Here is a 21,766-nt window from a genome sequence, read left to right as displayed (position 1 = left end):
CAAAACCATTGTAAAAACGCGGCGACAATATAAATCCGATATTTTCGGCCTTGAGCAATCAATTTTCCGGCTATGAAAAATTGCCGTCCATTCGGCTTTGTTCAAAAACAATCAGACACCGGATATTTCTGTTTTAGCAAAAAAGTTTTGAATGCATTGCGAAAAACACGAAGCGTCGCCCCCACTTGCGCAGCTGTCCGACAAAAAAGAATTGAACGGGTTCTTGTGGTTGTTCACTTCTGCTAATCGAATACAGGAATGTCAGCAACATTGGTAGATAATACGGTGGCACGATAATTGTCGTCTCTATCTTTTGATATCGGGTAAGCCTCATCAGAGGTCGGGGCTATTTTTGAAAAACGTGAAAATGTTTGCGATTTTTTAAAACCGAAAAGGGAATAAAAATTTCACTTCAAAATTAGTTTTGCATGTGTGTCATTTAAGGGGGGACAAAACGTTCGACGCCGAAAAATTTCGAGGCATCAGGGCATGTTTTTATAAACTTTGTCGGCTTTTGAGTCTCAACGACAAGCGAAAGTAATTTATTGTACAATTTTTAATTGTTCTGTTTTAAAACACATCATCTTGAGTTAAACCAATAGTTGATAAATAACGCATATACGGCATTATATTTTCGTTTTTTGATTTCAATCAGAAATCAATTTCTTCGAGACACGGAGATTTGGTGATTTTTTTTGCTTTACGGTTGACATTTGTTTTCTTCCATATTCTATCCTTAGAATAACGAAAACCATCCTTGTCGAAAGTCGGTTAAATGAAAAACGAAAAACACTATGATCTTTTTGTTATAGGTGGTGGCGTCAACGGTTGTGGTGTCGCCCGCGATGCTGTTGGCCGTGGCTATTCTGTTGGTCTGGCAGAAATGAATGACCTTGCGTCGGGCACCTCCAGTGCTTCTACCAAGCTCATTCATGGTGGCTTGCGCTATCTCGAGCAATATGCCTTCCGTCTTGTGAGAGAAGCATTGATGGAACGCGAGGTGATCTGGCACATGGCACCTCATCTTGTTCGTCCTTTGCGCTTTATATTGCCTTATAATAAAGGATTGCGCCCTGCATGGATGCTGCGTTTGGGGTTATTCATTTACGATCATCTTGGAAGCCGTCATCAGGAATTGTGGCGCACCAAGGTTCTTGATCTTACCAAAGAGTATAGCGAATCTCTGAAGCCGGGTTTTGTCAAAGGTTTCGAATATTCCGATGCCCGCGTGGATGATGCACGTTTAGTTGTTGCCAATGCCCGCCATGCGGCAAGACTTGGTGCGGATATTATGGTGCGCACCGAAGTTGTTTCGCTCAAAGCCGACGGCAAGAAATGGAAAATCGGCCTTAAAAACAAATTGAATGGTGAAGAGTGGACAGTTACTGCCGATTATCTGGCAAATATGGCGGGTCCATGGATTAATCACGTCTTGCAGGATGCTTTGGGCTTTAAAGGTCATCCGCCGGTTCGTCTGGTTAAAGGATCGCACATCGTTGTACCAAAACTTTATCAACATGACCGAGCTTTTATTTTCCAGAACAAGGATGGCCGGATTGTTTTTGCTATTCCTTATCAGGAAGATTTCACGCTGATTGGAACAACCGATTGCGATTACAAAGGCGATCCGGCGAAGGTTCATATCAGCGACGAAGAGATTGATTATATCTGTTCGGCAGCAAGTGAATATTTCACCAAGCCTGTTTTGCGTGAATCTATCGTTTGGGCTTATTCGGGTGTTCGCCCACTTTATGACGATGGTGCTTCAAAAGCGCAGGAAGCAACGCGCGATTATGTTTTGAAAGAAATGCGGGAAAATGATGGTCCGATAATGCTGAATGCATTTGGCGGCAAAATCACCACTTTCCGTAAATTGTCGGAAGACGCCCTCGTCTTCATCGAAAAAGCTTTGGGTAAGCGCAAACCTGCATGGACTGCCGAAGTCAGCCTTCCGGGTGGCGATTTCCCGCATGATTCGCTTTCTGTTATGGAAGCGAGAGTTGCCAGTATTTTGCCGGATCTCGATGCAAAAACCCATCGCCGTCTGGCAAGAAATTATGGCACAGAAGCCCTGGAAATTTTTGATAATGGCAAAAAGGACAAGGGGCAACATTTTGGCCACGGCCTTTATGAGGCCGAGGTTCAATGGATGATGCGTGAAGAATGGGCAAAGGATGTTGACGATGTCTTGTGGCGTCGCTCGAAACTTGGCCTCTATTTTAATGACGAAGAAAAAGAAGCTTTAAGACAATACCTTGAAAAACATAAAACCATCTAAAGGGTTCGCCGTCCAATGAAGTAAAGCGGGTCAGGCAGCAAACCACTGGAGGAAACATGTCTGATGTGAATACTTTACGTGATGAATGCGTTGCGGAATTCGCCGGCACATTTTTATTTCTGGCCCTCGGTATGGGGTGCGTTGCAGGATTGAAATTGGCCGGCGCCGCTTACGGACAATGGGAAATAAGCATTATCTGGGGGTTGGCTGTTGCACTTGCAGCCTATTTGACCGGAGGCGTCTCGGGGGCTCACCTCAATCCTTCGGTCACTTTTGCATTGGCTTTCTTTGGAAAATTTCCAAAACAAAAAATATTACCTTACATCATTTCGCAATTTTTGGGTGCGTTTGTCGCAGCCGCCGTTGTCTATGGACTTTATTATAATCTTTTCTCGGCAAAAACACTTGATACAGCCGGTGTTTTTACAACTTTTCCAAATCCCCAGATCACTCTCTCACAAGCATTTATGACAGAATTTTTTATCACAGCTGTTCTGGTGGCGGTGATTTTAGGATTGAGTGATGATGGCAATGGTTTGCCACGTGGTGCCTTGGTCGCATTTCTTGTCGGTATACTGGTTGCTGTGCTTGGTGGTGCTTTTGGCCCGCTGACGGGATTTGCAATGAATGCGGCACGTGATTTCGGGCCTCGCCTTTTTGCTTATTTCGCCGGTTGGGGGAATAGCGTCATGACGGGAAATAGGGATATTCCGTATTTTCTCATTCCGCTCATTGCTCCGGTCATCGGGGGATGTGTCGGTGCTGCCTTCTATACGAAACTGATCGGCGAGCCTCTTGCCCGCAGACAATTGAAATAATTGGTCATATTTTCCAGAAAACAGGAGGCTTTTATGGCCGTAAAGAAATACATTGTCGCATTCGATCAGGGCACAACAAGTTCGCGCACTCTGGTGCTTGACCATGATGCCAACATCGTCAGTGTTGCCCAACGTGAATTTACCCAGATATATCCTCGCCCCGGTTGGGTCGAACATGACGCGCGCGAGATATGGGCGACACAAAGCTCGACTTTGACAGAAGCTTTAGCCAAAGCAGGCATCAGCTCGGATGAAATTGCAGCAATCGGAATTACCAATCAGCGTGAAACGACCGTTGTTTGGGAAAAAGCAACCGGAAAACCGGTTTATAATGCGATTGTCTGGCAGTGTCGGCGTACCACAGACATTTGTGCAAGACTGAAAAAAGAAGGGCTCGAGGATTATATCCGGGAAAATACCGGCCTTGTCATCGACCCTTATTTCTCGGGAACAAAAATTGCATGGATACTCGAAAATGTGGAAGGTGCACGGCAAAAAGCCGATAATGGCGAATTGCTCTTCGGCACGATTGATACATGGCTCATCTGGAATATGACGCAGGGACGCGTTCACGTTACCGAATATACCAATGCGTCGCGTACCATGCTCTTCAATATTCATAAACTGGACTGGGATGAAACGATGCTCAAAGCATTGAACATTCCCCGCTCCATGTTGCCGGAGGTTAAAGCATCTTCCGAGATTTATGGACAAACCAATATTGGCGGGCGCGGTGGTACACGTATCCCCATTGCTGGTGCCGCCGGTGACCAGCAGGCAGCCTTGTTCGGTCATATCTGCGTTGAAGAGGGGCAGGCCAAAAACACTTATGGTACCGGTTGTTTCATGTTGATGAATACCGGCAAAAAAGCCGTCAAATCGACTCATGGTCTGGTGACAACACTTTGCTGTGATGCAAAAGGCAAACCTGCTTATGCTTTGGAAGGGTCAATCTTTGTGGCAGGCGCTGCTATCCAGTGGCTCCGTGACGAACTGAAGTTTTTTACTGATTCCGAAGATTCGGAATATTTTGCCGAAAAAGTGGGGACTTCGAATGGCGTTTATGTCGTGCCGGCGTTTACCGGCCTTGGTGCGCCTTATTGGGATCCCTTTGCCCGGGGGGCCATTTTGGGGCTGACAAGGGGCGTCAACCGCAACCATATTACCCGTGCGACGCTGGAATCGATTGCCTATCAAACCAAGGATGTCCTCACCGCCATGTTGGCAGATGCACAGACAGATCTTAAGACATTGCGTGTTGATGGCGGCGCTGTTGCCAATAATTTTCTTATGCAGTTCCAATCCGATATTTTGCAAAAGCCGGTTGAGCGCCCGCAAATATTGGAGGTGACAGCATATGGTTCGGCTTATCTTGCCGGACTTGCCGTGGGCTATTGGTCGAGTTTGGATGAATTGCGAAAGGTCGCAACAGTTGAACGTGTCTTCAAGCCTTCCAAAGATGTAGCAAAACAGGAAAAACGCTATGCCGGTTGGCGAAAAGCTGTCGAGCGTGCATGTTCCTGGGATTCAGTTCTGGAATAAAACAGAACGGTTCACTGACAAAGCTGTATAAAGGACCGGAAAACTTTATAAAAAGAAAGGCACGTAAAAATTTTTACGTGCCTTTCAAAATCAAACAAAATTGAAATTATTTGCAACGTGCTTCGAATACTTTGCCGTTACGATCGCGATAATGGCAGTAGCGGACGTGATTCTTGGTGCGTGAATAACCGATCAGGCCACCAGCAACGGCACCGACAGCAGCACCGGCGGCAACAGCTTTGCCACCGTGACCGAATGCAGCGCCACCCAAGGCACCAAGAGCAGCACCACCGGCACCCCACTTGGCAACTGTTTTTTCATTCTGCGTACAAGCAACTGTCGAGAATGCGAACATCAAAACGATAAATAATGAACACAATTTTTTCATGGTTTAACTCCAGAACCCTCAATGTGTGTCTATATAGCACAGTCTAAATCGCGCCGCTCTAAAAATAGTTAATAGTGTGTTAAAAATCGTCAAAGCTTTTGCAGATATGCAACAGATGGGAGAATAGGAGCGAGTTAGGAAGAAAAAGACAAAAACTGGCGAACAATTTTTTCAACTAGAACAATAAAAACTTCCGAAGTTTAGAAAAACACTTCCCTTGTGCGGAATTTTATAAAATGATGCGAGGTCAAAAAGCAGGGCAGTTCAACGAATGGCGTCAAAATATCCATTAAGAAGAGTAGCTTATTGAAACGACAGAACCGGTATTATTGAAATAACGGAACAAGTATTATTGAAACGATAGAAAGCCTATCAATTAAAAAAATTTGCAAATTCTAGGCGAATAGATAATGCAAAATAACGGGCGCTACTTTGACTGGCGCCCGTTTTATTAGCAAATTCCAAACAGAAAAATTCTGTCTTCAGATTTTTACATCTTTTCTGTAATTTTTCGTGTTTTTTGCAAATTGGCCGTGAGGGCGGAAGCGCCATAGATAGGAAGGCAAAACAGCTTCCATTGCTCTTGGTGTAATGCCGACTCCATCCAATGTACGCCCTTCGAGCTTTGCTTCTTCAGAAACAATGCAGTCTTTTTTGAGCATTTTAATCTGCTCGGACGTTGTAACGGTCGGGATCATCGGAATTTTTCCGAGTAAACCGAAAATACCGCCAATGAAACTGCCGAGTGCAAAAGGTACGGAAACCAGCGCTTTTTTCCGCATGATAACTTTGAGCATTTCTTCGACAGTATGCCGATAGGTTATCACCTCTTTACCGCCGAGCTCATATACCTTGCCTGTTGGAATATGCCCTTCAATTGCGGCAACGACGAATTTGGCAATATCACCAACGTAAACCGGCTGAAGCTTTGTCTCGCCGCCACCAAACATCGGCAGCATCCAGGTAAAGCGCGACATATCGGCAAGTTTATTGAAGAAAGAATCTTCCTGACCGAAAATAACCGATGGGCGCATGATAATGGCATCTTTATGGGCTTTTTGAACGGCTTGTTCGCCCAATGCTTTGGTTTTCGGATAGGGAAGGCTGGAATTGATATCGGCATTCAAAGCTGACATGTGAATGAGAGGAATGCCTGCACTTTGTGCAAGTTCGGCAACATTTTTAGCGCCTTCAACCTGCACATTGTTGTAATTATTTTTGCCTTGTGAATAAAGAAGACCTGGCAAAAACACGGCTGCATCGGCATCAATTAAAGCGCGTGCAACCGATTCACGATTGCGCACATTGGTTTTGACCATTTGGGTTTGGCCAACTTCGCCAATTTGCAGCATATAATAGGCAATTTCCGGACGGCGCACAGCAATACGAACCCGATAGCCGCGTTTGGTCAATGTTTCGACGACATGGCGGCCGACGAACCCCGAGCCGCCGAAAACGGTAATAAGCTTCGGGTATTGATAAAGTTCGGTACTGAGCGTCATGGGATGCACTCCTTAAAAATCGTCACCTTTATTGTTATAAGGTTTAGCTTGTTTTGGCCCGAACGCAAGTCTTTTGAACTATTCTCATTAAATGTTGAAGAGATTAGCAATCGTTTTATTCCGGTGGTGTCCCATTTTTCTTCAAAAAGTCACCGGCCATATAAAGGGAACCTGCAACAAGAATGGTTCTTTGAGGCGCAAGTGCTGAAATTTTTTGGAAAGCGTCTTCAATTGATGTCGTGGTTTCCGCCTCCAAACCGGCCGAACCGACAACTTTTGCCAATTCTTGAGGCGCTACACCGCTATCACTTGATAAGACCGGTACGGTGTAGACCTTGTCGACAAGACCTTCGAGCTCTTTGAAATAGTGGAAGGAATCCTTTGTGTTGATCATACCGGCAACCATGGTTACCGGTCCCATTCTTTTTTCTTTCCAATGCCTAATTTCTTGCGCAATGACTTTCGCGCCTGCCGGATTATGCCCGCCGTCGAGAAAAACGGTCATCGTTTTTGGCAAAGAATCAATGAGCTTGCCGGCTTTGATGCGCTGCATTCGCGCTGGCCAGACAATATTTTGCATGGCTTTGGCAATATCCTGATCGGTCAATTTGAAACCGGCATGGATTAGAGCTTCAATCGCGCTCGCTGCATTACTGATTTGATGGTCGCCACGAAGTGACGGAAGCGGAAGTTCTTTAAGTCCTGTCTCGTTTTGAAAAACCATTTGCCCATGATCGTTATAGGCCTGAAAATCCTGACCATAAACGACGAAAGGTGCATGGCGTTTTTGCGCGATGGTTGTCAGAACATCGATAGCGCCATCGCTTTCCTGCTTGCCGATGACAAGCGGAACACCTTCCTTGATAATGCCGCCCTTTTCAAAAGCGATTTTTTCAACCGTATTGCCAAGCAAAGCAACATGATCAAGCGATATCGGCATAATAAGAGAAACGGCCGGCTTTTTAATGACGTTGGTTGCGTCGAAACGCCCACCCAGCCCCACTTCAAGAATGACAGCATCGGCCGGATGTTCGGAAAAAAGCAGAAAGGCAACAGCCGTCAACAATTCGAAAACTGTAATCGGTTGGTTCCGGTTGGCTTTTGTGACCCGCTCTATTGCATCGGCAAGAGTATCATTATCAACAAATTTGCCGCCACCTTGTTGACCCAACCGGTAGCGTTCGTTCCAATGGACAAGATGGGGAGATGTATGGACATGGACACTATATCCGGCACTTTCAAGAAGCGCACGGCAAGCCGCTGCCGCTGACCCTTTTCCATTGGTGCCCGCAATATGGATAATCGGCGGCAATTTCAAATGCGGATTGCCAAGATTTTCCAAAAGCCGCGAGATACGGTCGAGCGAAAGGTCGAAGCCTTTCGGATAGCGCTTGAGAAGGCTATTGATAAGCGTGTCTACCCGATTTTCGGTCATCTCTATTCAGGCGGCTTTACTACTATGATGTTTGCCCGAATGATGTTCAGGTGCAGGCAATTTCATCATTAGACGCAGAAGTTTTGCAATGGTCGATTTCAATTCAAGTCGCGAGACCACCATATCAACCATACCATGTTTGAGAAGATATTCCGCGCTCTGGAAACCTTCCGGCAGCTTTTCGCGTATGGTTTGTTCAATCACGCGAGGGCCGGCAAAACCGATCATTGCACCGGGTTCTGCTATATGAACATCACCAAGCATAGCATAGGAAGCTGTAACACCGCCTGTCGTCGGATTGGTCAAAACCACGATATAGGGAAGTTTTGCGTCCTTCATCATTTCGACAGCAACAGTCGTACGTGGCATTTGCATAAGCGAAAGTGTGCCTTCCTGCATACGGGCGCCACCCGAGGCTACGAAGAGTACCAAAGGACGTTTTTCCTGAATGGCAGTTTCGAAAGCCTTGATAATGGCCTCCCCTGCGGCCATGCCGAGAGAGCCACCCATAAAGGCAAAATCCTGCACAGTTGCAATGATAGGAATTCCTTCGATTGTGCCGCGTGCATTCATAATATCGTCATCGACGCCGAGTTTCGAGCGGTAGTCTTTCAGACGATCGATATAGCGCTTTTCATCACGGAATTTCAGCGGGTCGATAACAACTTTCGGATTTTCCAGAAGTTCATAGGCACCATCGTCAAAAAAATTTGCAAGACGGGCTTTTGCCGGTATGCGCATGTGGTAACCTGATGTCGGAACAACATACTGGTTATTTTCCAGATCTTTATGAAAAACCATTTCACCACTGGCGGGGTCTTTGACCCACAAATTTTCTGGCATCTCACGACGACCAAACATCGAGTTGATCTTCGGACGAACATAATTGGTAATCCAGTTCATCTATGTCACCTTATCCTGTTTGTTGGCTAAGCTTCAATTCAGCCTTGTCTGGCTTCCGATACACCTGCGCTCAATTGTTTTACAAGGTCGCTAGCCGCTTTTGCAGCATCACCTTTCGGGTGTCCATTCTTATCAAGAGTTGAAGCAATTGCATTAACAATTGCGCTTCCAACCACAACACCATCGGCAGCACGACCGATTTTTGCAGCTTGTTCTCTGGTCTTGATGCCAAAACCGACAGCAATCGGCAAAGACGTGTGTTTTTTAATATTTTTCACGGCTTTGGCAACAATATCGGTATCAGGCAAGGCTTGACCGGTAATGCCCGTCATCGAAACATAATAAACAAAGCCGGAAGTATTTTCCAGTACTTTCGGCAAGCGTTGGTCGTCGGTTGTCGGTGTCGCCAGACGAATGAAATTGATATCCGCTTTGACCGCGGGCAAGCAAAGTTCGTTATCCATTTCCGGCGGCAAATCAACGACAATCAGACCGTCGATATCAGCCTTTTTGGCATCAATCAAAAATTGGTCGACGCCATGGACATAGATCGGATTATAATATCCCATCAACACAATCGGCGTGGTCTGGTCGGTTTTGCGGAATTCACTAACGAGTTTCAGCGTCTTGTTGAGCGTCTGTCCGGCTTTAAGCGCGCGCAGACCTGCAGCCTGAATGGTCGGGCCATCCGCCATCGGGTCGGAAAATGGCATTCCGAGTTCGATTAAATCGCTACCGGCTTTCGGGAGTGCTTTCATAATTTTTAGCGCGGTGTCAAAATCCGGATCCCCGGCCATCATATAGGTTACAAGAGCCGGACGATTGTTATTCTTGGCTTTTTCAAATGTTTCTTTGATACGTGTTGTCATAGCCGCTCTCTCAAACTCACATATTCATGCCAAGAAGTGTTCCAACCGTGTGGACATCCTTGTCGCCACGACCGGAAAGATTGACAATGATAATTTGCTCTTTATCCATCTTAGGTGCTTCCTTGATGGCTTGTGCAACCGCATGCGAGGATTCGAGTGCCGGTATAATGCCTTCAAGGCGTGTCAAAAGCTGGAAGGCTTCCAATGCTTCTGTGTCAAGAATTGGTACATATTCAACGCGTCCTTTGTCTTTTAGCCACGAATGTTCCGGCCCGACACCGGGATAATCAAGACCTGCAGAAATCGAATGTCCTTCGAGAATCTGGCCATCGTCATTCTGGATGAGATAGGTACGATTGCCGTGTAAAACCCCCGGGCTTCCGGCCGTCATCGAAGCGCAATGCTCGTTCCCTTTAAGGCCACGGCCACCTGCTTCAACGCCGATAATCCGTACTGTTTTATCGTCAAGAAAGGGGTAGAAGAGGCCAATCGAATTCGACCCGCCACCAACAGCAGCAATCAAAAGATCGGGAAGGCGCCCTTCGCGCTCGAGGATTTGTTCCCTTGCTTCTTTACCAATGACAGATTGAAAATCGCGAACCATTTCCGGATAGGGGTGCGGGCCTGCAGCAGTGCCGATAAGATAATAGGTATCGCGTACATTGCTTACCCAATCGCGCAAAGCTTCATTCATTGCGTCTTTCAATGTGCCGTTACCCGCTTTAACAGCGTTGACCTTGGCACCTAAAAGTTCCATGCGGAACACATTTGGCTTTTGCCGCTCGACATCGGTCGAGCCCATATAGACAACGCAAGGCAAACCAAAACGCGCGCAAACTGTAGCCGCAGCGACACCATGTTGTCCGGCGCCGGTTTCGGCAATGATACGGGTTTTGCCCATGCGCCGCGCAAGCAGAATTTGTCCCAGACAATTATTGATTTTATGGCTACCGGTGTGGTTCAGATCCTCCCGCTTCAAATAGATTTTTGCTCCACCGAGATGCTTGGTCAAACGTTCGGCGTAATAAAGTTTCGACGGACGGCCTGCATAATTGGTGGAAAGATTTTTCAGTTCGATATTGAAGGCGGGGTCATCTTTGGCCTCGTTATACGCTTTCTCCAATTCCAGAATAAGCGGCATCAGGGTTTCGGCAACAAAACGCCCACCATAAATGCCGAACATGCCCGCTTCATCGGGGCCTGTTTTAAAGGAATTGATTTCAGCCGACTTTTCCACGTCAGTCTCCTTAATTTTCAACGGCTTTTTTGACAGAATCAAAAAAACCTTCAATCAATTTTATGTCCTTAACACCGGGAGCACGTTCAACGCCACTTGAAATATCAAGAATGTCAGGGGAAGCTATTCTGATGGCTTCTCTAACATTTTGCGCGTTCAACCCACCCGAAAGCACGGTTTGACAGTCTTCGTCAAGCGTCTTTAAAAGCGACCAGTCGAAAGAAATTCCGTTCCCGCCAGGTAATTGTGAGCCTTCGGGAGCTTTGGCGTCAAATAAAAATATATCCACCAAACCACGATAGGCAGCGACCTCATTAAAATCCGATTGTTCACGAATAGAGAAGGCTTTGATAATCGGCAAACCGAAAGTTTGGGCAATATAGTTCACCCGTTCGGGTGTTTCGTGTCCATGAAGCTGGAGAATATCGGGATGGACATTCGCGACGATTTTCGAAAGCATTTCATCATCGGCATCGACCGTGACAGCAACGAGTTTCACCGGCTTTTTGATGAGCGGGCGCAATTGTTTTGCTTCTTCAATCGAAAGATTGCGGGGGCTTTTTGAAAAAAAGATAAAGCCGATATAATGCGCACCATTGTCAATGGCAGCGTTTATCGCTTCAGGTGTTTTCAACCCGCATATTTTTATAAGAGGCTTCATAATCTCTTGTTGTCACAAAAGTAGGATAAAGTCGAGAAGATGTTGAAATTGTCCGTAATCTATCTCGACAATGCTTGTTTTTTCCGGGACAGGCTTTTGTGAAGATAAGTCATCATTGCGGCGGCAAAAAGCGGCGTCAACAAGTTGAGCACCGGTACAGAAACGAAAAGGGCAATGATGAGACCGCCAAAAAATACATAAAGCGAATTCTGTTTGTAGAATTGGTGGGCTTCAAGCTCGGTGCGATGGCGACAGGCGGCAAATTCGAAATATTCGCGCCCGAAAAGATAGCCATTGATTGCATAAAAAGCGACGAGATTGACGCCGGGGAAGAAATAGAGGATCAGGGCAATAATGTTACCGACGAGGCTTAAAGCCAGAAATTTCAGCGAGATGACAAGCGAACGGCCGAGCGGCATTGCCACGCCTACCGGATCGTCGGGATAATCTGTTTTTTCGATTATTTCGGCTGCATCATCCATAAAATAACCGCCTATGAGTGATGTAATCGGTGCAATCAAAAGTGCCATAAGCAATGCAAGCCCTACCGAAAAGACAATGACGGCAACAAATCCGAGCCAACCCGCCCAATCGGGAAAATCAGGCATATATTGTTGTAAATATGGCCAAATATAATAAAGGAATAATTCGCGCAAGCCGAACCACAAAATCGCCAACAAAAGCAGTGTTACGCCCAATGCTTTCCAAAGCATTGAACGGTATGGCGGGGTGAAAAGGCGCGAAAAAGCGCGATAGGCTGCGTCAAAAATCATGGGGATATAGATAGAAAGCAGGCAAAAAGAAACAAGAGGGGCTTTAGCTCTCTGGTCTTTTGTGTTCTGAACGAGTAATGAGCGAGGGAGAATAAAATACGGAGAGAGCGAGATGGCACATTATGATGTTTTGGCAATCGGCAATGCTATTGTCGATGTAATTGCCCGTACCGATGAAGATTTTCTGGTCAATAATGGCATCATTAAAGGGGCGATGAATCTGATTGATGCTAAACGTGCCGAACTTCTCTATTCGCGCATGGGACAGGCAGTCGAAACATCGGGCGGCAGTGCGAGCAATACAGCCGCCGCACTTGCCAATCTTGGCGGCAAAGCCGCTTTTATGGGAAAAGTTGCAGCCGATCATTTGGGGCAGGTTTTTGCCCATGATCTTCGTGGACAAGGTGTTGTTTATGACACACGTCCTTTGCAGGGCGGTGCTCCGACCGCCCGTTGTATGATTTTCAACACGCCCGATGGCGAACGCTCGATGAATACCTATCTCGGAGCGTGTGTCGAATTCGGACCGGAAGACGTCGAGGCAACAAAAGTTGCTGATTCGAAAGTTATCTATTTTGAAGGTTATTTGTGGGATCCGCCGCGGGCAAAACAGGCTATGCGGCTTGCTGCAAAAATCGCTCATGAAAATGGAAACCAGATGGCCATTACTCTTTCTGATTCCTTCTGTGTTGACCGTTATCGGGATGAATTTCTGGAACTTATCCGTACCGGTACGGTCGATATCGTCTTTTCAAACGAATCGGAACTTCTTTCACTTTATGAAACATCTTCATTCGATATGGCCATTACAGCCATAAGAAACGATGTTCGCGGCTTTGCCTGCGTAACGCGAAATGCCAATGGGTCTATTGTCACGTCGAGAGAAGAAACATTCACAGCCGGCATTTATCCGGTTGAACATGTGGTCGACCAGACCGGTGCCGGTGATGTTTATGCTGCCGGCTTTCTTTATGGTTATACAAACGGGATGTCGTTTATTGATAGTGCGCGTCTTGGTGCACTTTGTGCCAGCGCCATCATCCAGCAAACCGGCCCTCGTGCGCAGTTTTCATTGAGAGATTTTGCAACGCAAGCAGGCCTGATCCAAGCCGGATAAGTTGAATTACACTTATTTAAACGATGAGGTTTCACCCTATCTGCTGCAGCGAACAATAGCTTTAGGACTTAAGTTTTAGCCGTCGAAAAATCTCCGGCAATAATGGGTTACGTGAAAAACTTGCCTGAAAGAAAACGGGCTCCTATCCATTGATAGGAGCCCTTTCGAATTTTAGATCACAAATGTAAAGTTGCGATTCCGGCAAAAAGATAAATCAAAGTTATCCGCTTTTGCCGGTTTTTATGACCGTTTATTGATTAAGGCTGTTGGAAATTGCATTGAACATCAATGAAGCTTCAAGTGGTTCGGCAGAAAAAGATGGTTCGGCTTTTTCCCATGTCGACCACTGGACAATCACCATATTCTCCTGCTGGTTGACAACCAGCATCTGCCCGTAAATTCCCAAGCCCCACATTGTTTCCGAACTGCTCAGACCAAGCTTGGGTGAAACGTTTTCCGCAGATTGAGGTACAGCATTGTTCCACCATTCAAACCCGTAACTTCCTTCCGGGTGATTTTTATTAACCGAATTTGTTGCTTTGTTCCATGTGCGCGCATCAACGACCCAATGATCAGGCAGAATCGTTTTGCCATCGGGAAGGAAACCGTTATAAAGAACAAATTGTCCGAATTTTCCCCAGTCTTCCAATGTTGCATTAAAGCCGTGAGCGCCGGTATCATGCTTACCTTTTTGATAGCTATGCCATACACCGTCACTGACCATGCCGTAAGGTTTCCAGATTTTCTCCTGTAAATATTGGGCAAGTGGCATCTTCACAGCTTTTTCCAAAGTGTCGCCCAAAAGCCATGCACCACCTGATGAATATGCCCAAACTTTCCCCGGCTCTGTCTGTTTTACGCGTTTTTTGTTGATTACAAGGTCATGGACACAAGTATAGGCATTGTCCAAAGCTTCACACTGGGTAAGTTTGGCAAAATCGGAATTATCGTCTTCGTAATTTTCATCCCATTTGACCCCTGATGTGTGCTGTAACAATTCCCTTATCGTGATATTTGCCCACACGGTACCTTTGACGTCAGGATTATAGCGAACGACTTTATCATCAAGAGATTTGATTTTCCCTTCCTTGAGAGCCACACCGACAAGGGTTGAAACGACGGATTTACCGACAGATCGGGATGTCCACAAAGTTTGGGGTGTATTACCGCGGCCATAAAATTCCAACACTACAACACCATTTTTTATCACCATTAATCCGGCGATCTTGTTGCGTGCTACATATTCCTGAAGGTTATAAGAATGGCCGTCGACGGTATAGGAAACACTCGACATATCATGAATTTGTCGCATCAATGGACGAGGTGTTGAGTGCTTGAAGACGTCACCGGGATAGGCGCGATAATCGTTGCGAAAGCCGATCATCCTGTCTTCCATGTTCCATTTCAACATATTTTTGACATCGGGCAATTTTTCATCGACCGGTGTGGGGCATTCTGTAAGTTCCGGCACTCCGCACTGCGAGTTCGCATAAGCATTTGGAAATGCACCAAGCCCCATCAATAGAATGCTTAACCCAAATAATTTCGTTTTCATTCCTGCCAATGTCCTTTTTAACCGCTTTTAAAATATGTAAGTTTTCAATTGCGTATTACTAGTACGCTTCCAATTATCAACGCATTGTAAAAAGATAATTTTGATAGAAATTACAAAATGTAAATTTATCGGGATGGAATTATTACCGAAAAGGTTCACCGTTCACGAAAAAAATGTTGCTATTTTTTTGCCAAGTTTTTTAGCAACGTCTTCTTTGTTCATTTCCGGCCACGTTTCGACAGCGTTACGGCTCACACATGAAATTCTGTTATAATCTCCTCCCATAACGCTTTTTCCCTCTTTATCGACAGAAACATCATTGGCCAGAATGAAATCGGCGCCTTTTCTATCAAGCTTCTTTTTCGCATTTTCGATAAGATCATTGGTCTCTGCGGCAAAACCGATAACGAGCTTCGGCCGGTTTGGAGCATGGCCGATTGTGGCAAGAATATCGGGATTTTCGACCATTTTTAATGTGGGAGCAGATTGGACTGATTGTTTCTTGATTTTTTGCACGGCACTTTCGGCGCTGCGCCAATCAGCAACGGCGGCAACAAATATAGCGGCGTCGGCAGGCAAGGCGTGTTTTACCGCATCGAGCATCTCTATTGCCGTTTCAACGTGAATTGTTTCAACGCCATCCGGATCGGGAATGCTGACAGGACCGGAAACGAGTGTGACTTGTGCACCAAGATGATGCAGTGCGGCGGCAATTGCATGCCCTTGTTTGCCTGAAGAGCGGTTGGCAAGATAGCGCACAGGATCTATCGGTTCATGGGTCGGTCCCGACGTAACAATAATATGCTTGCCGGAGAGGGGGGTTCCCCCACAATCAAGCATGGATTCGGCCGCAGCAACAATTGCGAGCGGTTCGCTCATACGACCTCGACCGGCTTCTCCACTTTCGGCCATTTCGCCGCTTTCCGGGCCGATCATTCTGATATCATCGGCTATAAGAGTGCGGATATTGCGTTGTGTAGCCGGATGCTTCCACATTGCCGGATTCATTGCCGGTGCAATAAGAAGCGGGCAATTGGCTGCAAGGAGAATTGCTCCCGCAAGATCATCGGCAATGCCATTTGCCATTTTTGCAATCCGGTCGGCTGTTGCAGGTGCTACAACAATCAAATCGGCAGAACGGGCGAGCCTTATATGGCCAATATCGTGTTCCTCATGGCGTTGAAAGAGATCGGTAAAAACATGGCCGCCTGAAAGGCTGCCCGCGGCAAGCGGCGTTACAAATTCTGTTGCCGCTTTGGTCATTACAACAGTAACCTTGGCGCCTCTTTCCTTGAGGCGGCGGATGAGATCAAGCGCTTTATAAGCGGCAACTCCGCCACTTATAATCAAAAGTATCGACTTTGATTTCAATGATTGCATTTCTTTGACACTGGCTTTTTGCGGAAATATTTCTCCATTGTAGCCTGACATCAATAACAGTCGTGCTTCTTCTTCCATAGAGCGCTTGTTTTTTGCAGCGTTAAGGCGAAGTGTTTCCTTTGCTTCATCAGGTAAATTGCGAATTGTAATACTGGCCATGGAAAACCTCTCAAGCAATCAAAATATGCAATCAATGAAATCAAAATATCATCCGGTTTAGCCTTTTCAAACAATCACGGCAAGTGCATCAACCGGATTTATTTTATTCTTTAACCGTTCTTCATGCGCAACTATTTTTGAATTCATTATGTATCGTTCATTATAATGTAAAAATGATTTTTAAATTTTGGGATGAAACCGTTTATTTGATATTTAAATTTTCAGACTATTTTGTCTCATATAATGATGTAATTGAAGAATTCATCATGTGGAGAGAATATATGCGTTATTTTATTCCAGAGTTGCTTTCATTTTTATTGATATTGACCACATTGAATGAAGCAACATGGGCTGAAACGCCATCTTCTACGGGTAGTGGTTTTGCTGTTACTGATGATGGCTGGATATTGACCAATGCACACGTTGTTAGAGGGTGCCAACGTGTGGAAATCGGCAATACGGGGGATGCTGTAGATCTTCGCATGGATTCCCATGATGATCTTGCCTTGATAAAGGCAGCGGCAGGAGTAAAAACGCAGGCATTGGTTTTAAGGCGTGATGTCATCCGCCTGGGCGAAGATATTATTGCACTCGGTTTTCCACTGGACGGTCTTTTATCGGATTCGATCAAAATGACGACCGGCAATGTCAATGCCCTTTCAGGTGTCGAAAATGATGCGCGTTATTTACAGATATCAACACCTATTCAGCCCGGTAATTCGGGCGGACCAGTCATTGACAGGCATGGTCACGTTATCGGTATAACCACTGCCGGACTATCGAAAAATTTTGCCGATCAAACCGGATTTATTGCACAAAATGTCAACTTCGCGCTGAGAGCAGGCGTTGCGGCACTATTTATAGAAGCGCAAGGTTTAACAGTCTCTTACGCCAATGATGATAAGGGTGCACCTGTTCCTTCAACTGCGGATATTACCGAAAAAGCAACGCCTTCGGTTTATAAGATATTGTGTTACGCCCCGACGCCAACCAACGAGGCCAATCAGACCGTAAACCAGCCATTGCCTCAATCAAATTCGTCTGCCGGCGTGCAGGGCAACGTCAACGTACCACCTGTTAATCAGCCTACCGTAACGTTCATTAATCAAAATAATTACGATGCCATCGGGTTTGATTACCGGTCTGCAAAACATGTGAGTTTCGATAATTGCTTAGAAATGTGCGAAAATGACGGGCGTTGTCAGGCACTGACCTACCACAAGCGCCTTCATGCTTGTATGCTGAAATATGATGTTGTTGCCCTTATTCGTAATAAAGACGCCGCTGCAGCCTTTATCTCAAGCAAAAGGAATAGCGTAAAAATAACCGATTTTATGGCTTTGAGTAATAAGGATATCACGGGTGGTGATTACACTTATATCGAAAATACGGATTATTTTTCCTGTTTTATAGGATGTATTGGAGATCAGCGGTGTATAGCTTTTTCATTTATCCCTAGGAAAAAGCAATGTTGGCTTAAAGATCATATGGGAACGCCAAGAGCCAAAAAAGGTGTTGAACTCGGCGTTAAATAACAGTTTCCAAATGGTTCTGTATTTCAACTTGATACTGGAATATCGGCCGGGACGCTTGTCATAAGGCGTTATAAAAATATCTCGTAATTTTACCGGTTTGAAACGCAATCAAACCTGAAGACGAGCGTTTATTGATTAAGTAATGCAGAACGTCGGTTATAGTAGCGTTTTGATGATGTTTTGAGCGGCGTGAAACAACACGCCGCCAAAGTTTTTGCAAAAAATGAAGCGTTCGTTGTCGTTCCGACTTTGCGTTAAACAACAAGTTTATAAGTGATAATCACCATGCAAACAGCGATTAGAATGACAGCATATCGGCCAAACCGGTTTTGTTTTCCCTGCATCAGGGCAAATCTTTTCAGCGTATCATCATCAAGATGAAGGCCATCCTGCGCCATTTTATCGGCACCCTTCTGGATGCGTTCGACGCTTCGGACAAGTTCCGGCGTTCTGCGGGCAAAAGTAAGGAGCGATTGCGCACCTTCGGTCAAATCTTTTGCCATGCCGATGGGCCCTAAATTTTTTGTGATCCACTCTTTTACAACCGGTTCGGCTGCTTTCCACATATTGAAATGGGGATTAAGCGAACGGGAAACGCCCTCCACAACCACCATGGTTTTTTGTAACAGCAATAGTTCCGGCCGTGTTTGCATGTCGAAAAGTTCGGTCACTTCAAAAAGCAGAGTCAACAATTTGGCCATCGAAATTGTTTCAGCCGATTGACCGTGGATCGGTTCGCCTATGGCACGGTTGGCCTGTGCAAAGCTTTCCATATTTTGATGGGGCGGCACATAACCGGCTTCAAAGTGGACGTTTGCTACACGCCGATAATCGCGGGTAATAAAGCCATATAAAATTTCAGCGAGAAAACGTTTTTCCTGTTTGCCGAGCCTTCCGGTAATGCCCAAATCGACTGCAACGATACATCCATCTTTATCAACAAAAAGATTGCCCGGATGCATATCCGCGTGGAAAAAACCATCGCGCAATGTATGTTTCAGGAAGGATTGCATAAGGGTGACAGCAAGTGCATCAAGATCGAAACCGGCGGCTTTAAGCCCTTCGATATCCGACATTTTGATGCCGTCAATCCATTCCATGGTCAGAACATCACGTCCTGTGCGCTCCCAATCGACTGCGGGAACACGAAAACCTTTATCATTTGCTGTGTTCTCGGCAATTTCAGAGAGTGCCGCCGCTTCAAGGCGCAAATCCATTTCAATTTTTGTGGTTTGTGCCAATGTGTCAACAACGCTGACCGGCTTCAATCGCCGTGCTGCCGGCACATAGCGTTCCTGCATTTCTGCAGCAAGGTAAAATCCCTCAAGATCTTTGGCAAAACGCCGCCTTACTCCGGGGCGGATAACCTTGACGGCGACTTTACGAAGACTCCCGTCAGGGTTCCGCACGGTTGCGGGGTGAACTTGTGCCATCGAGGCGGCGGCAATTGCCGGACCGAATTCGACAAAAAGATCATCTATTTTGCGGCCGAGCGAACCTTCGATTTGCGCAATAGCCTGTTCATGAGGAAAGGTATCGACGTGGTCCTGGAGGCTCGACAAGTCTTTTGCTACTTCCGATCCGACAATATCGGGACGGGTTGCAAGAAATTGTCCAAGCTTGATGTAGGATGGACCAAGCTTGTTTATTGCCCGTGACATATTTTCCGACCGGTTGGTTTTTTTACTTCTTTTTCTGGCAAACCAGCCGGCGAAACGATGGAAAAATGCGAGCGAAGCGGGTAATCCATCGCTTGGGAGTGCGCTTAACACACCTTCTCGTGCCAGAATGAAGCCGACACGCATAAGACGGAAGGATGCGGTAAGTTTTGACATTCAGATTTTCCAGCCGGAATGTATGGCAGCAATGCCACCGGTCAGATTACGGTAGCTGACATGTGAAAAACCGGCTGTCCGTATCATTGCAGCAAAATCTTCCTGCTGGGGAAATTTGCGGATAGATTCGATCAGATAGCGGTAAGACTCTTTGTCACCGGCAATCATCTGGCCAACGCGCGGTATGCCCTGAAATGACCAGATGTCATAGAGTTTATCAAGAATCGGCATTTGAACTTCCGAAAATTCCAGACACATAAACCGCCCACCCGGCTTTAAAACGCGAAAGGCTTCCGACAAGGCTTTGGCAATGTGGGGAACATTGCGAATGCCGAATGCAATCGTATAAGCATCGAATGTATTGTCTTCAAAGGGAAGTTTTTCGGCGTTGGCCTCGACAAAATCGAGATAGGGCATGAGGCCGTTTTTCTTGGCTCTTTCGCGCCCGACTTCCAGCATGGAACTGTTGATGTCAAGAACCGTTGCATGAGCGTGGCGACCGGAAGCTTCAACAATACGGAAAGCAATGTCGCCCGTACCACCAGCCACATCAAGTACTTTATAACCATTAAGATGCGAAGGGTGAAGCCATGCAACAAATGCATCTTTCCACAGACGGTGCATGCCTACCGACATGACATCATTCATGATATCGTATTTTTTGGCCACAGAATGGAAAACTCCGTTGACCATCGACTGTTTTTCCGATTCGTCGACTTTCTTAAAACCGAATGTTTCTTCCATCCCGCCTTTTGCGCCGACGCGCTCTGTCTCAGCAGTCATATTTGTGACCTTTCAAATTTATCCCGTCTTTTTCTAGCCTAACTTATCCGTTTAGGGAATGGGTTCTGATGAAAAAGTAGGACCAGTCGAGCTTCGCCCTTTTCATTCCACTTCAATGGTTTTATACGACATATAGAATGCTGTAATGAGGAGAAAAGCCCATGGGTTTAACAATTGTTTCCCACCCTCTTGTCCAACACAAATTGACAATGATGCGCCGCAAAGAAACATCGACTGCCGAATTTCGCCAGCTTGTGCGGGAAACAGCATTCTTGCTTGGTTATGAAGTCACCCGCGATCTGGAGCTTGAAACCGTTCACATCGAAACACCGATGGAAGAAATGGAAGCTCCCATGCTCAAGGGCAAAAAGCTCGTTCTTGCCTCGATTTTGAGAGCAGGTGAGGGGCTGCTTTTCGGCATGCTTGATCTTTTGCCGTCTGCACGCGTTTGTCATATAGGCCTTTACCGTGACCATAATACACTTGAAGCGGTCGAATATTATTTCAAAGCACCCGAAGATATTTCGGAACGATTGGTTATTGTGGTTGATCCTATGCTTGCAACCGGAAATTCCGCTGTCAAAGCCATTGAACAATTGAAAAAACATGGCGCTAAAGAAATACGGTTTGTGTGCATATTAAGTGTTGAACAGGGAATCAAACAGTTGCAAAAGGCTCATCCCGATGTCGATATTTTCACTGCATCGGTTGATCGGGCACTCAATCCCGCTTCCTACATTCTTCCCGGTTTGGGCGATGCAGGCGACCGTATGTTCGGCACAAAATAGCGCCACTTAATGAGAGAACGAGTACCACAAAAGCCCGGCCGTGTGGGGTATCACGTGCAGAACATAAAAAGAGCACAATAAATGCTTGGCTAAAGCAAAAGGAATGTTTGGTTTATGTTCTGTAATATGCGGTTTTTAGGAACGAAGCTCTTTTCTGTCTTTTCTTACAACCTGTGAGGCAGTCTATTCATTTTATGTCAAAACGATG

18 protein-coding genes are annotated in these 21,766 nt (G+C 46.0%); 6 read left to right on the top strand and 12 right to left on the bottom strand.

Annotated elements, in window-relative coordinates; genetic code table 11:
• Positions 1-775 precede the first annotated feature (775 nt).
• From glpD to glpK, 3 genes are read left to right on the top strand one after another with little or no spacing between them, the layout of a single operon-like run.
• On the top strand, positions 776-2,278 hold the full coding sequence (gene glpD / locus H3V12_RS07825; RefSeq protein WP_198214220.1) for a glycerol-3-phosphate dehydrogenase: 1,503 nt from the start codon (positions 776-778) through the stop codon (positions 2,276-2,278).
• Between the two features lie 56 nt (positions 2,279-2,334).
• Entirely contained in the window at positions 2,335-3,096 is a 762-nt protein-coding gene (locus H3V12_RS07820) for an MIP/aquaporin family protein (RefSeq protein WP_198214219.1), read from the top strand.
• A gap of 33 nt (positions 3,097-3,129) precedes the next feature.
• On the top strand, positions 3,130-4,638 hold the full coding sequence (gene glpK, locus H3V12_RS07815) for a glycerol kinase GlpK (RefSeq protein ID WP_198214218.1): 1,509 nt from the start codon (positions 3,130-3,132) through the stop codon (positions 4,636-4,638).
• 106 nt (positions 4,639-4,744) lie between these two features.
• Here glpK and H3V12_RS07810 read toward each other — a convergent pair whose 3' ends face one another.
• The 8 genes from H3V12_RS07810 to H3V12_RS07775 all read right to left on the bottom strand — a co-directional run bounded on the left by H3V12_RS07810 (position 4,745) and on the right by H3V12_RS07775 (position 12,406).
• Positions 4,745-5,026, bottom strand: a complete 282-nt coding sequence (locus H3V12_RS07810; RefSeq protein ID WP_075869658.1) for a hypothetical protein — start codon at positions 5,024-5,026, stop codon at positions 4,745-4,747.
• 482 nt (positions 5,027-5,508) lie between these two features.
• The gene (locus H3V12_RS07805; RefSeq protein WP_198214217.1) at positions 5,509-6,528 is read right to left on the bottom strand and encodes a complex I NDUFA9 subunit family protein; all 1,020 of its coding nucleotides are present in this window, start codon (positions 6,526-6,528) and stop codon (positions 5,509-5,511) included.
• Between the two features lie 115 nt (positions 6,529-6,643).
• Positions 6,644-7,963 (bottom strand): folylpolyglutamate synthase/dihydrofolate synthase family protein, encoded by a 1,320-nt coding sequence (locus H3V12_RS07800; RefSeq protein WP_198214216.1) that lies wholly within the window; start codon positions 7,961-7,963, stop codon positions 6,644-6,646.
• A gap of 6 nt (positions 7,964-7,969) precedes the next feature.
• Positions 7,970-8,866, bottom strand: coding sequence for an acetyl-CoA carboxylase, carboxyltransferase subunit beta (accD, locus tag H3V12_RS07795; RefSeq protein WP_075915261.1), 897 nt, complete (start codon positions 8,864-8,866; stop codon positions 7,970-7,972).
• A 38-nt stretch (positions 8,867-8,904) separates the two neighbouring features.
• Positions 8,905-9,735 (bottom strand): tryptophan synthase subunit alpha, encoded by an 831-nt coding sequence (gene trpA / locus H3V12_RS07790; protein WP_198214215.1) that lies wholly within the window; start codon positions 9,733-9,735, stop codon positions 8,905-8,907.
• A gap of 16 nt (positions 9,736-9,751) precedes the next feature.
• Positions 9,752-10,918 carry a tryptophan synthase subunit beta gene (gene trpB / locus H3V12_RS07785; RefSeq protein WP_083639792.1) on the bottom strand — a complete coding sequence of 389 codons (1,167 nt, stop codon included), beginning with the start codon at positions 10,916-10,918 and terminating at the stop codon, positions 9,752-9,754.
• A 64-nt stretch (positions 10,919-10,982) separates the two neighbouring features.
• Entirely contained in the window at positions 10,983-11,633 is a 651-nt protein-coding gene (locus H3V12_RS07780) for a phosphoribosylanthranilate isomerase (RefSeq protein WP_198214214.1), read from the bottom strand.
• A 59-nt stretch (positions 11,634-11,692) separates the two neighbouring features.
• Positions 11,693-12,406, bottom strand: a complete 714-nt coding sequence (locus H3V12_RS07775) for a sulfate transporter family protein (protein ID WP_198214213.1) — start codon at positions 12,404-12,406, stop codon at positions 11,693-11,695.
• 112 nt (positions 12,407-12,518) lie between these two features.
• On the opposite strand from H3V12_RS07775, the gene H3V12_RS07770 reads away from it, so the two are divergent.
• Entirely contained in the window at positions 12,519-13,523 is a 1,005-nt protein-coding gene (locus tag H3V12_RS07770) for an adenosine kinase (RefSeq protein WP_198214212.1), read from the top strand.
• Positions 13,524-13,773: 250 nt separating this feature from the next.
• Here the strand turns inward: H3V12_RS07770 and H3V12_RS07765 are convergent, their stop codons facing one another.
• Both H3V12_RS07765 and coaBC read right to left on the bottom strand, forming a co-directional pair.
• Positions 13,774-15,078, bottom strand: a complete 1,305-nt coding sequence (locus H3V12_RS07765; RefSeq protein ID WP_198214211.1) for a serine hydrolase — start codon at positions 15,076-15,078, stop codon at positions 13,774-13,776.
• Between the two features lie 162 nt (positions 15,079-15,240).
• Entirely contained in the window at positions 15,241-16,617 is a 1,377-nt protein-coding gene (coaBC, locus tag H3V12_RS07760; RefSeq protein ID WP_198214210.1) for a bifunctional phosphopantothenoylcysteine decarboxylase/phosphopantothenate--cysteine ligase CoaBC, read from the bottom strand.
• A gap of 281 nt (positions 16,618-16,898) precedes the next feature.
• On the opposite strand from coaBC, the gene H3V12_RS07755 reads away from it, so the two are divergent.
• On the top strand, positions 16,899-18,152 hold the full coding sequence (locus H3V12_RS07755; protein ID WP_198214209.1) for a trypsin-like peptidase domain-containing protein: 1,254 nt from the start codon (positions 16,899-16,901) through the stop codon (positions 18,150-18,152).
• A 254-nt stretch (positions 18,153-18,406) separates the two neighbouring features.
• Here H3V12_RS07755 and ubiB read toward each other — a convergent pair whose 3' ends face one another.
• Positions 18,407-19,987 carry a 2-polyprenylphenol 6-hydroxylase gene (gene ubiB, locus H3V12_RS07750; RefSeq protein ID WP_198214208.1) on the bottom strand — a complete coding sequence of 527 codons (1,581 nt, stop codon included), beginning with the start codon at positions 19,985-19,987 and terminating at the stop codon, positions 18,407-18,409.
• A complete protein-coding gene (ubiE, locus tag H3V12_RS07745) occupies positions 19,988-20,770 on the bottom strand; it encodes a bifunctional demethylmenaquinone methyltransferase/2-methoxy-6-polyprenyl-1,4-benzoquinol methylase UbiE (protein WP_198214207.1) in 783 nt (260 codons plus the stop codon).
• 161 nt (positions 20,771-20,931) lie between these two features.
• Between ubiE and upp the strand changes: the two genes are divergently transcribed.
• On the top strand, positions 20,932-21,558 hold the full coding sequence (gene upp, locus H3V12_RS07740; protein WP_075869670.1) for a uracil phosphoribosyltransferase: 627 nt from the start codon (positions 20,932-20,934) through the stop codon (positions 21,556-21,558).
• Positions 21,559-21,766 lie beyond the last annotated feature (208 nt).

This window comes from Bartonella sp. W8167 (assembly GCF_016100335.1).
In the GTDB taxonomy this organism is placed as follows: Bacteria; Pseudomonadota; Alphaproteobacteria; order Rhizobiales; family Rhizobiaceae; genus Bartonella; species Bartonella apis.
This window is presented reverse-complemented; position numbering and strand designations above follow the sequence as displayed.

Coding starts and splice junctions, on each gene's coding strand:
- glpD (WP_198214220.1), top strand. CDS start 776: ATGAAAAACGAAAAACACTATGATCTTTTTGTTATAGGTGGTGGCGTC.
- H3V12_RS07820 (WP_198214219.1), top strand. CDS start 2,335: ATGTCTGATGTGAATACTTTACGTGATGAATGCGTTGCGGAATTCGCC.
- glpK (WP_198214218.1), top strand. CDS start 3,130: ATGGCCGTAAAGAAATACATTGTCGCATTCGATCAGGGCACAACAAGT.
- H3V12_RS07810 (WP_075869658.1), bottom strand. CDS start 5,026: ATGAAAAAATTGTGTTCATTATTTATCGTTTTGATGTTCGCATTCTCG.
- H3V12_RS07805 (WP_198214217.1), bottom strand. CDS start 6,528: ATGACGCTCAGTACCGAACTTTATCAATACCCGAAGCTTATTACCGTT.
- H3V12_RS07800 (WP_198214216.1), bottom strand. CDS start 7,963: ATGACCGAAAATCGGGTAGACACGCTTATCAATAGCCTTCTCAAGCGC.
- accD (WP_075915261.1), bottom strand. CDS start 8,866: ATGAACTGGATTACCAATTATGTTCGTCCGAAGATCAACTCGATGTTT.
- trpA (WP_198214215.1), bottom strand. CDS start 9,735: ATGACAACACGTATCAAAGAAACATTTGAAAAAGCCAAGAATAACAAT.
- trpB (WP_083639792.1), bottom strand. CDS start 10,918: ATGTTCGGCATTTATGGTGGGCGTTTTGTTGCCGAAACCCTGATGCCG.
- H3V12_RS07780 (WP_198214214.1), bottom strand. CDS start 11,633: ATGAAGCCTCTTATAAAAATATGCGGGTTGAAAACACCTGAAGCGATA.
- H3V12_RS07775 (WP_198214213.1), bottom strand. CDS start 12,406: ATGATTTTTGACGCAGCCTATCGCGCTTTTTCGCGCCTTTTCACCCCG.
- H3V12_RS07770 (WP_198214212.1), top strand. CDS start 12,519: ATGGCACATTATGATGTTTTGGCAATCGGCAATGCTATTGTCGATGTA.
- H3V12_RS07765 (WP_198214211.1), bottom strand. CDS start 15,078: ATGAAAACGAAATTATTTGGGTTAAGCATTCTATTGATGGGGCTTGGT.
- coaBC (WP_198214210.1), bottom strand. CDS start 16,617: ATGGCCAGTATTACAATTCGCAATTTACCTGATGAAGCAAAGGAAACA.
- H3V12_RS07755 (WP_198214209.1), top strand. CDS start 16,899: ATGCGTTATTTTATTCCAGAGTTGCTTTCATTTTTATTGATATTGACC.
- ubiB (WP_198214208.1), bottom strand. CDS start 19,987: ATGTCAAAACTTACCGCATCCTTCCGTCTTATGCGTGTCGGCTTCATT.
- ubiE (WP_198214207.1), bottom strand. CDS start 20,770: ATGACTGCTGAGACAGAGCGCGTCGGCGCAAAAGGCGGGATGGAAGAA.
- upp (WP_075869670.1), top strand. CDS start 20,932: ATGGGTTTAACAATTGTTTCCCACCCTCTTGTCCAACACAAATTGACA.